The following is a 14,792-nucleotide window of genomic DNA, read 5'->3' as shown; positions in this document are numbered from 1 at the left end:
AGGTTTCCATGGAGCGTTTTGAACCGTTGACCGCAGCTGATTGCGAACAGTTAAGACAGGAGGTAATCGGGTTAATCACGCCGGTCGCCGAGAAGTACGGACTGAATCTCGATTTTGTCAAGGATGTTTGCTCCAGTGGGGCAGACAGTGTTTCCATCAAGGCATGCTTCACGCTGCCGGAACGACCTGAGTCGGTCGCTACGCTGAAAGAGGAGCGGGATTTTCGATGCTATGCGGAAGGGTTCGGCATGCACCCCTCATGGCTCGGCAAGGAATTCAAACGCGGAAAGTTCACCTATAAAGTGGCTGGGTTGATGGTCAAATCTCCCACAAAATGTGTGGTCCTGGAGAGGTCCGATGGCGCCCGCTGTACTCAGGATGGCAAGTTGGTTGCGCGTTATCTCGGTTAAGGGTGCCGGGAGCGACTTACGAAAAAAACGGGCACCGGCAAACGCCGGTGCCCGTTTTTTTCGTTCTTCGAATTCAGGTATATGGAAGTAGGGGCAGAGATCTCGCCGAAATACCTCTATGGGTGATCACGGGTGTGATCAATGGTTGCGGTATGTTATGAATGTTCAAGCATTTGAATTTTGCTTCACTTTTCTCTTGAACCCCGGCAGACGATAGGGCAGGCTGTGTGATATGCCAAAATCAGCTTTCAGTGCCATTGAAAACAGTTTGAGTTCCTTTCTCGGCGGTGCCAAAGTCATGCTTGCCGAGCTCGAAGAAGGCGAATCGACACCGTCCTCGGAAGGTCAACGAGAGATCGTTTCCCGACTGGAGATCGACGAGGTTGCTTATTTTTTTCGTGCGCGTCGTAAGGAACTGGCTTTTACCTCCACGGAGAAGGCCTTTATCATCGAATTGCTTACGGCATTTGAAGGCTTGTTTGCCGGATTTTCGGCCAAAGGTTACGATGCCCATTTTCGAACCGCTTTGCTGACCTCGCTTACCGATATCGCCGTGGCCCGTTATATTCGCGGTGATCGCAAAGGGGTCTTCTGGCCGACTCAGAGTTTGATCCAGCTGCTCAAAAATCTTTCCTATCAACGTTATGAGAGGTCGCCGGCCACCACCGGTTTTCTCGTCTACCGGACCCAGCTTGACGATTTTCTTGAATCCCTCGAGAAAACCCGCTACGACTGGCTCGATCTCGGCAGTGACCGTCGACGTATCTCCGGCGATTTTTTTCGCAATCCTCTCTCGTATCGTTTTGTTGATGGCTATCGAGCGTTGTTCATCTGCGATATTCGCATGAACGTCAAGGGGACGATCCGAACCAGTGCCCCCGGCCCGAGCGATAACATTGAGCAGCTGTCGAACCGGGAAACCGTCTCGCTTCTGTCCCGGGCCGGCGCAGGCGCTTTTGCTGTTTACGTCAACAAGGCTTCGGAGGTCGAAGTCGTTCTGGACAGCGACAAATTGCTTCTTTGGCGCAAAGGCTACTGGGGTATTTATGATCCGGATATCATGCATGAGTTTCTAGCCGGCAAGCTGGAAAAACGTTCCATCGACTATCTGGTATGGTCGATTTACGCCCTCTCCAAAGCTCGCCACGGTACGGTGGTTCTAGTTGCTGAAGACCAGACCAGTTTTGAGTCGCTGCGCAAGGGCTCCGTAGGCGGTCGGGATCCGCTCAGCCGCGCTTTGATCCGGCATGTACGCGGCACAAAAATCGGTACACTGAAGCGTTCCGGTGAGCTTAGCCGAATCCTTTCCTCGGACGGTATGACGGTCATCAACCGCAAGGGCGAGCTGCTCGATACCGGTGTGATTATCGATACCTCCCGAGTCAGCGATCTGGTCACCGGTGGTGGGCGTACCACCGCCGCCACCGCTGCTTCTTATCTGGGCCCGGTGGTCAAGGTCTCCGAGGATGGACCGGTCGAGCTTTATCGGGATGGACGCAGTGTTTATCGCTTCGGGTGATTCGCATAAGGATACGCCTATATACTGCAAGAGCCCCCAGGCCATATCGGCTTGGGGGCTCTTTTTTGCATCGCATTATCGATAGATCGGCGTCCCTCGATGGGGCTGGTGGGGATGCCGACATGTTGTCTTATTGTTTCGGCTTACGCTCATCCATGACCTTGTAGGCGCAGAATTCGCCGCACATGGTGCAGGCGCCGTGTTCCTCGTCCACCCCGGATTCGCCCCGCCGCTTGCGGGCCAGCTCAGGGTCGATGGCCAGGCAGTACTGGGTCTCCCAGTCGAGGCCTTTGCGCGCCTTGCTCATGGCGATGTCCTTTTCCATGGCTCCGGGCAGGCCTTTGACGATATCGGCGGCGTGGGCGGCGATGCGGGTTGCCATGACCCCATCGTGCACGTCCTGGACATTGGGCAGGCACAGGTGCTCACTGGGAGTGACATAGCAGAGGAAGTCGGCGCCTGCGCCGGCAGCTACGGCGCCGCCGATGGCACAGGTGATGTGGTCATAGCCAGGAGCGATGTCCGTGACCAGCGGGCCGAGTACGTAAAAAGGGGCTCCGTGGCAGAGACTTTTCTGCAGCTGGATGTTGGCTTCGATCTGGTTCAGAGGGACATGCCCCGGTCCTTCGATCATGACCTGAATGCCGGCGTCCCAGGCGCGCTGGGTCAGTTCGCCGAGGATGATCAGCTCGTGGATCTGGGCGCGATCGGTGGCATCGGCCAGGCAGCCGGGACGGAACCCGTCGCCCAGAGAGAGGGTGGCATCGTAGGGCTTGACTAACTCCAGCAGGCGATCGTATTGCTCATACAGCGGGTTTTCCGCATTGTTGTGGGTCATCCAGGCGACGGTGAAGGAACCGCCGCGGGAGACGACATCCATGATGCGTCCTTCGTTGTCCATGCGCTCAACGGTGCTGAGGGTTACTCCACAGTGCACGGTGATGAAGTCGACGCCGTCGTCGAGATGTTTTTTAATGCCGTCGAAAATTTCGTCGGCGGTCATGTCAACAATGGCTTTGCCTTTCTTTACCACCGTGTCGCAGGCAGCCTGGTAAAGAGGCACGCTGCCGATACAGGCTTGGGTTTCGGCGATGATGGCGCGGCGGATTTCATCGATGGGGCCGCCGGTGGACAGATCCATGATGGCGTCGGCTCCGGCAGCGACCGCTACGCGGGCTTTTTCCAGTTCGTTGTCGATGCTGGTGTCGTCCTTGCTTGTGCCGATGTTGGCATTGACTCTTGTCGGCAAGCCCTTGCCCACGGCCAGGGGGCGGCCATTGGCGTGCATATTGTTGTGACAGACGATGGCGGTGCCTTCGGCAATGCGTTGCCGCAGGATCTCGGCATCGATGCCGGCATCGGCGGCGGCTTGCTTCATTTTGTCGGAGACGATGCCCTGGCGGGCCATTTCGAGCTGGGTCATGAATCTACCTCTCATACGTCAAAGCTGTAAGCTGTAAAGTTTGAAGCTGTAAGTTGAAAGCGGTAATTTTACAGTCCTTCGATTGTGTTCATCAGGTATTTGGCCGCGGCGAAGTGATTGACCGGTCCGTGGCCGGCTCCAAGGTCGGGAGCGGTGCGAATCGCTTCGGTAATGAATTCCTTGGCCAGGGCTACCGCCTGGGGCAGGGGGTGGCCGCCGGCCAGCAAAGCGGCAATGGCTGCGGAGCTGGTGCAGCCGGTGCCGTGGGTGTTGCGACTGTCGATACGTTTCGCCGGCAGTCGATGCAGGGTATTGCCATCCAGTAGCAGATCGACGGCTTCGCCCTCGAGGTGTCCGCCCTTGAGTAACACGTGGCGCGCACCGAGTTGCTGCAGGCGCCGGGCCGCCTTTTCCATATCGGCCTCGGTGTGGACGGGCAGGCCGGTCAGTTGTTCGGCTTCCGGCAGGTTGGGGGTGAGCAGATAGGTGTGCGGAAGCAGATGCTCTCGACAAACCTTGGTGGCTTCGTCGCGCAGCAACGAGGCGCCGCCCTTGGCGATCATGACCGGATCGACTACTGCCAGCAGACCGTGGTCTTTGAGGGCCTGGGCAACCAGCCGGACGATGGCCGCATCGAGCAGCATGCCGGTCTTGACCACTTCCGGTTGGAGATCGCCAAGCACTGCCGCCAACTGTTCGCCGACAAAGCTGGCAGGGACCGGGTAGATGTTTTGCACGCCACAGGTGTTTTGTGCGGTCAGGGCAGTGATGACGCTCATGCCGTAGCCGCCCAGCAGCGTGATGGTTTTGAGGTCGGCCTGAATGCCGGCCCCGCCGCCGCTGTCTGAACCGGCTACGGTCAGCACTCGGCCGTGAGGTACTGGGGCGCGGCGATTGAATTGTAGAGAAATTTCCCGCGCAGCCAGTGCCGGGCTGGGGTCGGCCATGACCGCGGAAATCAGGGCAATGGCATCGGCCCCGGCATGGATGACCTCCGAGGTATTGTCCCGGTTGATGCCCCCGATGGCCACCAGAGGGATGTCCACGGCCTGACGGATATCATGCAAGACATCGAGTCCGATATGCACGGCATCCTGTTTGCTGCCGGTGGGGTAAACGCTGCCGGCGGCAACGTAGTCAGCACCGGCCTTTTGCGAGTTGACAGCCTGTTCGACGGTGCGGTTGGAGGTGCCGATGATTTTATCCGGGCCAAGCAGGGCGCGGGCCTCGGCAATGTGCATGTCCTGCTGGCCCAGGTGCACGCCGTCGGCCTGACAGGCAAGGGCCAGATGCGGGTCATCGTTGACGATGAACAGGGCACCGGCCTGTTTGCACAGGCTATGGACCATGCGTGCCTCACGGTGTCGCACATCCTCCGGGAGATGTTTGCCTCGGTACTGTACAATGCGCGTTCCGCCTTTGAGAGCGGCGACAAGTTTGGCTTGCAGCTGGTCGCCCCGCGAATCATCGGTAATCAGGTAAAGACCCCGAAAATGTCTGTTTTTCATAGCAGTTCCTGGCTCGAATAAAAAAATCGCCACGGCCGGAAAGCACGTGACGATGATCACGACTGCCTTGCGACACCGCTTCCCTACGCCGGTATGATCCGGGTCAGGTTCCAAGGGTTGTTGCGCTTATGCGAAACTCTCAGTACAGAATGACGCCCCTAGCGGTTATGTCTGTGAACGGGCAGGTGTATACGTTCACCCGTTTCATAATAGTACGGCGCGGGTCTATCATGCAAAGCAATTTATGGCGGAAGGTTCTTCGGGGCTTGTGCAACCCGCGGCCACTCTAGCGAATGCGGTTTTGCCTGTCAAGCGACCGGCCTGCGGAATCACCTCAGCGATAATCCCGACCTGTTCAGCGTTTTTACCGGCAAGGCTTACAGGCTGTTTTGGCCTTTACAGCATGGGGGTGTCGTGCTAATTGTTTGATACGCATTGGGAACCTGCTGCCGATCGGAAGCAGGGTCTTTTTTACGTGGAGCTTCGCGCTGTAACTGCAGACAGTGGGGAGCCAAACCACACTTGAGCGTGAGCTCTTGTCGTATCCTCGGTCATTATCTGACCGATCAATTATAGATTCAGGAATGAATGTGTCATGAATGATCCCCGGGCGCATCGCCCCACCCGCGTTGAAATCGATCTTGAGGCGCTAAAACATAACTTTTACCAGGCTCAACGGCTGGCAGGACCGGGGCAGGGTGTCCTGGCCGTGGTCAAGGCGGATGCCTACGGTCATGGCGCGGCGCATGTTGCCATGGCCTTGCAGGGTGTCGGGGTGGAGATGTTCGGCGTGGCCATTGTGGAGGAAGGCGTTGCCTTGCGCGAGGCGGGAGTCGTTTGTCCTATCCTGGTGCTTGGCGGCCTTTATCCCGGCCAGGAGGAAAATCTGCTGCGCTACGGTCTGGTGCCGACTCTTTTCGATATGGACGTCGCCCGGCGGCTGGACAGCTGTGCGCGGGCGGCCGGTGTGGTTCTGCCTTATCATATGAAGGTCGATACCGGTATGAGTCGCGTCGGTTTCCGGCCGGATGATCTGCCCCGGGTGCTGGAAGAACTGGGTGCGCTTTCGGGGTTGCGCATGGATGGACTGTTCTCCCATCTGGCTATGGCTGATGAGCCGGAAAATACGGTTAATCAGAAGCAGCTTGAGATCTTCCGGGGCTGCCTTGACCGAGTCAGGCAGGCCGGTTTTGCGCCGCGGTATGTGCACTTGAGCAACAGTGCCGCATTGTTGACGAGGGAAGTGCCCGAATGCAATTTGTCGCGCCCCGGTATCCTGCTTTACGGTGCTTTGCCCAGTCCGGCTTTTGCCGGGCGGTTCGATTTGAAGCCGGTGATGAGTTTTCGCACCCGTATTGCACAGATCCGCAAGGTGCCGGAAGGCACAGGGGTTTCTTATGGGCATCGTTTCGTGGCTGAACGCCCGACGGTACTGGCGGTTATTCCGGTGGGATATGCCGATGGCTACAGCCGACAGCTTTCCAATGTCGGCGAAATGTTGGTGCGCGGTCAGCGTGCCCGGGTCGCCGGGACGGTCTGTATGGACTGGACCATGATCGATGTGACGGATATCCCTGACGTGGCCGTTGGCGATGAGGTTACCCTGCTTGGTTGCGACAACGGTCAATGCATCACCGCTGATGAATGGGCCGAGCGCATCGGGACCATCAGTTACGAAGTGTTCTGCCAGTTCAGTAAGCGCGTGCCGCGCCTGACCAACGATCGCCGGTGAATCGTGCCGGCGGGGTTCGAGGGTTGTTCCATACGGCTGTTTTGCACGGCGGTTGAGCTTTTCTAAACCCAAGGAGGGCGGATGTCCCGCAGCCACTGCCTGTTGGCTCTGGATCTTGGAACCACCACTCTGGCCGGGCGTGTGCTCGATGCCGATGGCAGAGTTCTGGCACAAGAGCGCCTGCTCAATCCCCAGGTGGCTTTGGGGGGCGATATCATGCGTCGGATGGAGGCTGCTCTGGCAGGCGAAGATACGCATCTGCAGGCTTTGCTGTGCGACGGGTTGCGCGAGATTATCGATGCGTTGCTGCGCCAGGCAGGGTTGCGCTGTGCCGATATCGGCGCGGCCGGCGCCGCCGGCAATCCTGGGATGGTTTATCTGCTTCGGCGTCTGCCGGTGAGATCCATTCTGTTTCCTCCCCATCGCCCTTCACGGCGCGAGGCTGTCTATCTGTCCTCCGAAGAAGTCGATCTGGGCTTACCTGTTCCTCTGTATCTTTTTCCCCTGGTCAGCGGTTATGTCGGCGGCGATCTCGTGGCCTTTCTCTTTGCTCAGCACGAGGTGACGGAAAACAGTTTTTTCCTCGATGCGGGTACCAACGGTGAAATGGCTTTGTATGCAGGAGGGCAATGGCGAGTAACCTCCGTGGCTGCCGGCCCGGCTTTTGAAGGCGGGGATATTTCCTGCGGCATGGTTGCAAAGGCTGGCGCTATCAGTGATGTCCGTATCGTCGACGATACCCTGCACCTGATTGTCATCGGAGGAGGAACACCGCAGGGCCTTTGCGGTAGCGGGCTGGCCGCGGTGCTGGCGGCAGCTCTTGATGGTGGGCTTGTCGATCGCCACGGAACGATCGTCGATCCTCTCGAGGTGCCCACCAATCTCTCCCGATATATTGTGCAGACGCCGCAAGGCAGGGCCCTGCGTCTTTATCGCGATGCGGCAGCCGATCTGCTGCTGACCCAGCAGGATGTGCGGCATTTCCAACTGGCCAAGGCCGCGGTGTTGGCCGGCATCGAATGTTTATTGCAACGCGCGGGTCTGGATGCCGCCTCCGTGGGGCCGGTAACGTTGACCGGCGCCTTTGGTTTTTCCTTGTCCCGACAGGTTTTGAAAAGGGTTGCCTTGCTCCCGGAAAACATGGTAGATAAGGTACGCTTTGCGGAGGCCGGTGTGCTGGCGGGAGTCGGACGGTTGCTGTGCGAAGCGGAGGGTCCCGCCAGAGTGGATCGACTGGCTGCGAGGCTGCATGCGTTGCCCCTGTCGGGAACCCCAGCCTTCGAGAAGGCTTTCATCAAAGCTATGGATTTCTAGAAAACCGCCAACATGACGGTTTTTTTGTTTTTGCACCCTAAAGGTTGACGCGTTTTCGGACTTTGGGTCGGAAACGACGTCTGAATGTATTTACAGCAGGAAAGGATAAAAATATGGCCGTCATCAAGCGTGCGCTGATCAGTGTTTCGGATAAAACCGGCATCGTCGAATTCGCCAGGGAACTGGCGGGTTACGGAGTGGAAATCCTCTCGACAGGCGGCACCGCTGCTTTGCTGCGGCAAGAAGGTCTGGCTGTGAAGGATGTCTCGGAATATACCGGTTTCCCCGAGATGCTCGATGGCCGGGTCAAAACGCTGCACCCCAAGGTGCACGGCGGCCTGCTCGGCATGCGTGAAAATCCCGCTCATGTGGCCAAGATGAAGGAGCACGGCATCGAACCGATCGACATGGTGGTGGTCAATCTCTACCCCTTCGAAGCGACGGTCGCCAAACCTGACTGTACGCTGGAAGATGCCATCGAAAATATCGATATCGGCGGGCCGACCATGCTGCGCAGTGCGGCCAAGAACAATCGCGACGTCACGGTGGTTGTCGATCACGTCGATTACGATCAGGTTCTGGCGGAAATGAAGGGCAGCGGCGGGGCGGTTTCACGCGGCACCAACTTTAAACTGGCGGTCAAGGTCTACCAGCATACCGCAGCCTACGACGGAGCCATTTCCAATTGGCTGGGGCAGCGCATGGGGGACGAACTGGCCGATTTCTCCGATACTTTGACTGTGCAGTTTAAAAAAGTACAGGATATGCGTTACGGAGAAAATCCCCACCAGAAGGCAGCCTTTTATGTCGAACGCGATGTGCAGGAGGCCAGTATCTCCACCTCCCGCCAGTTGCAGGGCAAGGAGTTGTCTTACAACAATATCGCCGATACCGATGCCGCCCTGGAATGCGTCAAGCAATTCAATGAGGGGCCGGCATGCGTTATCGTCAAGCATGCCAATCCCTGCGGCGTAGCCCTCGGAAGTAATCTGCTCGAAGCCTATAATCGGGCTTTTTCCACCGATTCCGAATCGGCATTCGGCGGCATCATCGCTTTTAACCGTGAATTGGACGGCACGACAGCCCAGGCCATCGTCGAGCGCCAGTTCGTCGAGGTCATCATTGCTCCCGCGGTATCCGCGGAAGCCATCGACGTTGTCGCCACCAAGAAAAACGTTCGCCTGCTCGAGTGTGGTTACTGGCCTCAGGAGCCTGGCGCCCGTTACGATTTCAAACGCGTCAACGGCGGTTTGCTGGTGCAGGATGCCGACCTGCTGCTGAGCGGTGACATCAAGCCTGTGACCAAGCGTGTGCCTACCGAAGAAGAAATGCGGGATCTGCTGTTTACCTGGCGTGTTGCCAAGTTCGTCAAATCCAACGCCATTGTTTACGGTAAGGACGGCATGACTATCGGTGTCGGTGCCGGACAGATGAGTCGTGTTAACTCTGCTCGCATTGCCGGCATTAAAGCCGAACTTGCCGGATTGGAAGTGCCGGGTTCGGTGATGGCATCCGATGCGTTCTTCCCGTTCCGTGACGGACTCGACAATGCCGCCAAGGCCGGCATCAAGGCGGTTATTCAGCCGGGCGGATCGATCCGGGACGAGGAAGTCATTGCTGCCGCCGATGAGCACGGCATCGCCATGGTGTTTACCGGGATGCGGCATTTCCGGCATTAAAAGCGATGACTGGTGACTGGTGACTGGTGACTGGTGACTGGTGACTGGTGACTGGTGACTGGTGACTGGTGACTGGTGACTGGTGACTGGTGACTGGTGACTGGTGTGCTTTTGATGTTGCTAATCACTAGTCACTTATCACAAATTACTCGATTACGGGTTCCGGCAGTGGTCTCTGTCCATTGGCAGTACCTATTAGGTTGTGAAGAAAGGCAAATAAAACGATGAAAGTTCTGGTTATCGGCAGCGGCGGGCGTGAACATGCCATGGTCTGGAAGATCGCCCAATCCCCTCTGGTTGAGGAAGTTTTCTGCGCGCCTGGCAATGCCGGTATCGCCGGGCAGGCCACCTGTGTTTCCCTCAAGGTGGATGATATCGACGGGTTGCTCGCTTTTGCTCAACAAAAGCAGATCGACCTGACCGTTGTCGGTCCGGAGCTGCCTCTGACCCTGGGGGTGGTGGATCGGTTTCGCGCCGCCGGCCTGACCATCTTCGGCGCAACCCGTGATGCTGCCCAGATCGAGGGGAGCAAGAGTTTCTGCAAGGATCTGATGGCCAAATACGGCGTGCCGACAGCTTCTTACGGTACTTTTACCGATTGCGATGAGGCCGTGGCTTTCATTAAACAGCAGGGTGCTCCCATTGTGGTCAAAGCCGACGGTCTTGCCGCCGGCAAGGGGGTTATTCTGGCGGATACCGTGGAGCAGGCTGTTGCCGCGGTTGAGTCGATTCTGTGTGAGGGGGCGTTCGGCAGTGCCGGTGCCCGTGTGGTGATCGAAGAGTTTCTGGAGGGTGAGGAAGCATCCTTCCTGGCCTTTACCGATGGTGAGCGCATTGTGCCGTTGGCTTCATCCCAGGATCACAAAGCGGCCTACGACGGCGATACCGGGCCGAATACCGGCGGCATGGGGGCTTATTCGCCCGCGCCTGTGGTAACCCCGGAGATTCACGATAAAATCATCGAGCAGGTACTCAAACCGACCATTGCCGGGATGGCTGCAGAGGGCTGTGCGTATAGCAGTATTTTGTATGCCGGCCTGATGATCAAGGACGGCGAGCTGAAAGTGCTTGAGTTCAATGCCCGTTTCGGCGACCCCGAAACTCAACCGCTGCTGGCGCGTCTCAAGTCGGATATCGTTCCGGTGTTGCTGGCCTGTGCGCGCGGCGATCTGTCCGGTGTTGAACTCGAATGGCATGACAAGGCCGCGGTCTGCGTTGTTATGGCTTCAGGAGGCTATCCGGGCGATTATGCCAAGGGGCATGCCATCGATGGGCTTGATGCCGCAGCCGGCATCGAGGATTTGGTGGTATTTCACGCCGGTACAACATTGCAGGATGACAGCATTGTTACCGCCGGGGGGCGCGTACTCGGTGTGACCGGGCTCGGCACCACCGTAGCGGAAGCTATCGAGCGCGCCTACCAGGGAGTCAAGACCATCAACTGGAAGGATGTTCATTATCGAAGCGATATCGGTCGCAAGGCGCTGAACCGGTAAGCGATAGCAGGAGCGGTTTTAATCCGCTTTATGGGACCGGTAGTTCCTACGGCCGCTTCGAGTTCAGTGGTTCCAAATTTTTAGCTTTTACATCAATGAGTTTGCAGGAGACTTTATTATGAATGACAAGCCGCTGGTTGGGATCCTCATGGGCAGCGACAGCGACTACGATATCATGGTCGAAGCAGCCCGCGCTCTGCAGCGTTTTGACATCCCTTTTGAGATGACGGTATCAAGCGCGCATCGTTCTCCCCAGCGTACGGCCGAATATTCCCGCACTGCCCGCCAGCGCGGGGTGCGGGTGCTGATTGTCGGTGCCGGCGCCGCAGCGCATCTGGCCGGCGTTGTCGCCGCCGAGTCGACGCTGCCGGTGATCGGGGTGCCGATCGACGCTTCGGCTCTCAAAGGGCTTGATGCTCTGCTGGCGACCGTGCAGATGCCTGCCGGCATCCCGGTGGCGACTATGGCCATCGGCAAGGCCGGGGCGCGCAATGCAGGCATTTTTGCCGCACAGATCATTGCCGGCAGCGATCCGGTTATGATCGAAAAGCTCGAAACATTCAAACAGGAACTCGCTGCCGGTGTCGAGGCTAAAGCCGAGGCGCTGCAGGAGCGTCTGGTGCGCGACGGGTTTTGATACCCGATCCGGTCTGAAGGGCTGCCATGCGGTAATAGCCGGATGGCGGCCCCCTGGTTCCGGCGCAACCCTTCGAACCTACCGTGTCGCAGGACAGGAGCGATCATGTCTTCCGGAACTTCCTCACCCTTGCATGTGGTCCTGTGGAACGGCCTGCGTTCCCTGAAACTCACCCTTGTTTCACTGTTCCTGCTGGCCGGCAGTTCCGTTCTCGGGACCCTGTTGCCGCAGAACCTTCCCCTTGCTGAATATCATCAGCGCCTTGGCCCTGTCGCCGTTCGTATTATCCGCATCTTGCAGCTTGATAACATGTATCATTCCTGGTGGTTTTACGGACTGCTGGGGCTGTTCGCGCTCAACCTTTCGGCCTGTTCGGTTCATCGTCTGCCCGGAGTATGGAGGCAGATCTTCTGCCCGCAGTTGATGCCTGAGGATCGCTGGCTGCAGAGTCGTCCCCTGCACTGCAACTGGTTGGATTCACGATGTCCCGAGGTGGTGACGCGGCGATTGTCGGAGGTGCTGCGGGGGCGGTTCGGCACAGTACGCCGCAGTCAAAAGGATGGTACCGTCTGGTTGTTTGTTCAACGTCATTCCTGGGCGCGGCTTGGTGCCTACGTTACCCATCTTGCGATTTTGATCATATTGCTCGGCGGTGTGGTTGGCGGTAAGTGGGGCTATCGCGGTTATCTGACCATTGCCGAAGGGCAGGCCGTCGCTCATCTGCCCTTGGTGGGAGGGGAGGGCGTGAGGCCGCTGGGGTTCAGTGTGCGCTGCGACCAATTTGTCATCGACTATTATGCTAACGGCTATCAGCCACGTGAATTCCGCAGTCTGCTGACTATTCTTGAAGACGGGCGAGAGGTACCCGGGCATGTGCGGGTTCCGGTACGGGTTAATCATCCCTTGCGTTATCGCGGATTGACCTTCTATCAGTCCGGCTACGATACGGATGCCGGTCTGTTGCGTTTTTCCGTGACCCCCAGGGGGGGCGGCGAGCCTTTTGATCTGATGGTCGTTTACGGTCAGTCCGTTTTGTTGCCGGACGGTACCGCTTTGGCCGTTGCCGGTTACATTTCCGATTTTGAAGGAAAAGGGCCGGCGGCAGGCCTTGAACTGACCTCTCCCGACGGTCAACGCGGGCGTGCCATGGCGTTTCAGGATCCCGACTTGTTAATGGGGGAAGCTCAGGCGCCGTACGTGTTTAGGTTGCTGTCCATCGAGCCGTGTCGGTATACCGGTCTTCAGGTCAGTCGTGATCCTGGGGTGCCGCTGGTCTGGTTGGGGTGCCTGCTGTTGGTGGTTGGAACCCTGGCAGCTTTTTATTTTTCCCATCAGCGACTCTGGTTGCGTTTGCAGGGTGATGCCGGGGGAACCCGGGTACTTATGGCCGGACACGCCCACCGCCAGCAGGGTGCTTTCTCCGGACGATTTGAAGTTTTGTGCCAAGAGTTTCGGAATCTTTCCAAGGAACAGCCATGACCAGCTTTCATTTGCTCAGTGGGGCCACCAGCGCCTATTTTATAGCATTTTGGTTGATGGTCGCCTATGCCGGATTGCGTCGCGAAGGGTTGGGGCGCGCCGGTATCGGTCTGACCTGGCTGGGACTGGTCTGCCATGGTGCCGGCATCGGTTTGCGTTGGTATGAGTCGTACCAGTTGCCGGGCGGAGTCGGTCATGCGCCCTTTGCAAATTTTTACGAGTCCGTGGTCTTCTTCGGATGGGCCATCGTGCTGGCTTATCTGTTGCTCGATATCAGGATGCGCCGGCGCGTACTTGGCGTGTTTGCGCTGCCGCTTGCCCTGGTTTGCATGGGGTGGGCCCAGTTGTCAGGGCGTGATGCCATAGAGCCCCTTATGCCGGCACTGCGCAGTCGCTGGTTAACCTACCATGTGATCAGCTGTTTTCTGGCTTATGGCGCGTTTGCCATGTCCTTTTGCGTTTCGGTGATGTATTTGCTGAAAGCGCGGAGCCACGATGCTGCCTGTCGTTCTTCGAGGTGGCAAGGGTTTCTGGGCCTGTTCCCCTCGCCGGCCACGCTGGATGATGTCAATTATCGCGCGGTGGCCATCGGTTTTCCCATATGGACCGTCGGTATCGTTACCGGCGCCGCCTGGGCCAACTATGCCTGGGGGCGTTACTGGAGCTGGGATCCGAAGGAAACCTGGAGTCTCATCGTCTGGTTTATCTATGCCGCTTTTCTGCATGCCCGGCTGACTCGCGGCTGGAGCGGCCGCGCCACGGCCTGGTTGGCCATCGGCGGTTTTGCCGCTACCCTGTTCTGTTATCTGGGCGTTAACCTGTTGTTGTCCGGTTTGCATTCCTATGGCAGTTGATATTCCCATACATCACGACGAAACCCTCGATGATCTGCGTCTTGGTGGACTCAAGATTCTTCAGAAAAAAGGTGGATACCGATTTTCTCTCGATCCGGTGTTGCTTTGCGCTTTTGCAGGATTCCAGGGGGTAGAGCGTATCTGCGACCTCGGTTGCGGTAGCGGTGTCATCCCGTTGATTCTGTCCCGCACCTCTGACGCCCGCAGGATCGTCGGGGTCGAAATTCAGGAGGAATCCGCCGATCGCGCCAGGCGCAGCGTGTTGCTTAATGGAGTGCAGGATCGGGTTGAAATCGTGCGGCGCGACGTGAGGTCTGTGCGCGAGGTGCTGGCTGCCGAATCGTGCCAGGTGGTCATGACCAATCCGCCATACCGTCGGCCGGGTACCGGACGCCTTGCCCCGGGTGATGAGCGGGCCAGAGCGCGTCACGAACTGCATGGCGGGCTGGACGATTTTTTAGCCTGCGCATCGTATCTGCTAGGTACCGGTGGTCGTTTTTTTATGGTTCACCTGGCTGAGCGCCTGACGGATGTGCTGGCAGGAATGAGACAGGCCGGTCTGGAACCGAAACGTTTGCGTTGCGTGCATTCCCGGTATGGCGAGTCGGCACGGATGATTCTGGTCGAAGGTCGCCGTGGCGGTGCTCCGGGGTTGGCGTTGGAGGCGCCCCTGTTCGTGTATGACAAGAGCGGCAAAGGGTATTCCGAGGAGGTTCTGGGGTTCTACGGGGAAGACTGACG

The 14,792-nt window shown here is 58.0% G+C and carries 12 protein-coding genes and 1 riboswitch; of the genes, 10 read left to right on the top strand and 2 right to left on the bottom strand.

The genetic code is table 11. The annotated features are described in order from the left end of the window. Window positions 1-8 precede the first annotated feature (8 nt). Window positions 9-410: a hypothetical protein gene (locus PCAR_RS12245; protein ID WP_011341992.1), complete on the top strand. Its 402-nt coding sequence runs from the start codon at window positions 9-11 to the stop codon at window positions 408-410. A 232-nt stretch (window positions 411-642) separates the two neighbouring features. Beyond that, a complete protein-coding gene (locus PCAR_RS12240; protein WP_011341991.1) occupies window positions 643-1,929 on the top strand; it encodes a diadenylate cyclase in 1,287 nt (428 codons plus the stop codon). A gap of 130 nt (window positions 1,930-2,059) precedes the next feature. Here PCAR_RS12240 and thiC read toward each other — a convergent pair whose 3' ends face one another. Beyond that, entirely contained in the window at window positions 2,060-3,352 is a 1,293-nt protein-coding gene (gene thiC / locus PCAR_RS12235; protein ID WP_011341990.1) for a phosphomethylpyrimidine synthase ThiC, read from the bottom strand. 68 nt (window positions 3,353-3,420) lie between these two features. Beyond that, entirely contained in the window at window positions 3,421-4,860 is a 1,440-nt protein-coding gene (gene thiD, locus PCAR_RS12230) for a bifunctional hydroxymethylpyrimidine kinase/phosphomethylpyrimidine kinase (protein ID WP_052643418.1), read from the bottom strand. A 63-nt stretch (window positions 4,861-4,923) separates the two neighbouring features. Beyond that, window positions 4,924-5,030, bottom strand: a riboswitch (TPP riboswitch). 425 nt (window positions 5,031-5,455) lie between these two features. On the opposite strand from thiD, the gene alr reads away from it, so the two are divergent. From alr to PCAR_RS12190, 8 genes are all read left to right on the top strand, one after another. After that, complete coding sequence (gene alr, locus PCAR_RS12225) at window positions 5,456-6,592, top strand: alanine racemase (protein ID WP_011341988.1); 1,137 nt, start codon at window positions 5,456-5,458, stop codon at window positions 6,590-6,592. An 81-nt stretch (window positions 6,593-6,673) separates the two neighbouring features. Further along, the gene (locus PCAR_RS12220) at window positions 6,674-7,906 is read left to right on the top strand and encodes an ASKHA domain-containing protein (RefSeq protein WP_011341987.1); all 1,233 of its coding nucleotides are present in this window, start codon (window positions 6,674-6,676) and stop codon (window positions 7,904-7,906) included. A gap of 113 nt (window positions 7,907-8,019) precedes the next feature. Further along, a complete protein-coding gene (gene purH / locus PCAR_RS12215) occupies window positions 8,020-9,585 on the top strand; it encodes a bifunctional phosphoribosylaminoimidazolecarboxamide formyltransferase/IMP cyclohydrolase (protein ID WP_011341986.1) in 1,566 nt (521 codons plus the stop codon). 224 nt (window positions 9,586-9,809) lie between these two features. Further along, on the top strand, window positions 9,810-11,081 hold the full coding sequence (purD, locus tag PCAR_RS12210) for a phosphoribosylamine--glycine ligase (RefSeq protein ID WP_011341985.1): 1,272 nt from the start codon (window positions 9,810-9,812) through the stop codon (window positions 11,079-11,081). A gap of 118 nt (window positions 11,082-11,199) precedes the next feature. Next, complete coding sequence (gene purE, locus PCAR_RS12205; protein WP_011341984.1) at window positions 11,200-11,718, top strand: 5-(carboxyamino)imidazole ribonucleotide mutase; 519 nt, start codon at window positions 11,200-11,202, stop codon at window positions 11,716-11,718. Window positions 11,719-11,823: 105 nt separating this feature from the next. Continuing rightward, window positions 11,824-13,197, top strand: coding sequence for a cytochrome c biogenesis protein ResB (resB, locus tag PCAR_RS12200; protein ID WP_011341983.1), 1,374 nt, complete (start codon window positions 11,824-11,826; stop codon window positions 13,195-13,197). Then, window positions 13,194-14,051: a c-type cytochrome biogenesis protein CcsB gene (ccsB, locus tag PCAR_RS12195; protein WP_011341982.1), complete on the top strand. Its 858-nt coding sequence runs from the start codon at window positions 13,194-13,196 to the stop codon at window positions 14,049-14,051. The genes resB and ccsB overlap by 4 nt, the downstream gene beginning before the upstream one ends. After that, window positions 14,041-14,790, top strand: coding sequence for a tRNA1(Val) (adenine(37)-N6)-methyltransferase (locus tag PCAR_RS12190; RefSeq protein ID WP_011341981.1), 750 nt, complete (start codon window positions 14,041-14,043; stop codon window positions 14,788-14,790). The genes ccsB and PCAR_RS12190 overlap by 11 nt, the downstream gene beginning before the upstream one ends. Window positions 14,791-14,792: the final 2 nt, after the last annotated feature.

Origin of the sequence: Syntrophotalea carbinolica DSM 2380 (assembly GCF_000012885.1) — a bacterium.
GTDB classification, from domain to species: domain Bacteria; phylum Desulfobacterota; class Desulfuromonadia; order Desulfuromonadales; family Syntrophotaleaceae; genus Syntrophotalea; species Syntrophotalea carbinolica.
Note: the sequence above shows the minus strand (reverse complement) of the source record. Positions and strands in the feature narration are given on the sequence as shown.

Excerpts from the sequence above, each read along its gene's own strand:
- PCAR_RS12190 (WP_011341981.1), top strand. The coding sequence starts at position 14,041 with ATGGCAGTTGATATTCCCATACATCACGACGAAACCCTCGATGATCTG.
- thiC (WP_011341990.1), bottom strand. The coding sequence starts at position 3,352 with ATGACCCAGCTCGAAATGGCCCGCCAGGGCATCGTCTCCGACAAAATG.
- PCAR_RS12245 (WP_011341992.1), top strand. The coding sequence starts at position 9 with ATGGAGCGTTTTGAACCGTTGACCGCAGCTGATTGCGAACAGTTAAGA.
- resB (WP_011341983.1), top strand. The coding sequence starts at position 11,824 with ATGTCTTCCGGAACTTCCTCACCCTTGCATGTGGTCCTGTGGAACGGC.
- purD (WP_011341985.1), top strand. The coding sequence starts at position 9,810 with ATGAAAGTTCTGGTTATCGGCAGCGGCGGGCGTGAACATGCCATGGTC.
- thiD (WP_052643418.1), bottom strand. The coding sequence starts at position 4,860 with ATGAAAAACAGACATTTTCGGGGTCTTTACCTGATTACCGATGATTCG.
- ccsB (WP_011341982.1), top strand. The coding sequence starts at position 13,194 with ATGACCAGCTTTCATTTGCTCAGTGGGGCCACCAGCGCCTATTTTATA.
- PCAR_RS12240 (WP_011341991.1), top strand. The coding sequence starts at position 643 with ATGCCAAAATCAGCTTTCAGTGCCATTGAAAACAGTTTGAGTTCCTTT.
- PCAR_RS12220 (WP_011341987.1), top strand. The coding sequence starts at position 6,674 with ATGTCCCGCAGCCACTGCCTGTTGGCTCTGGATCTTGGAACCACCACT.
- purH (WP_011341986.1), top strand. The coding sequence starts at position 8,020 with ATGGCCGTCATCAAGCGTGCGCTGATCAGTGTTTCGGATAAAACCGGC.
- alr (WP_011341988.1), top strand. The coding sequence starts at position 5,456 with ATGAATGATCCCCGGGCGCATCGCCCCACCCGCGTTGAAATCGATCTT.
- purE (WP_011341984.1), top strand. The coding sequence starts at position 11,200 with ATGAATGACAAGCCGCTGGTTGGGATCCTCATGGGCAGCGACAGCGAC.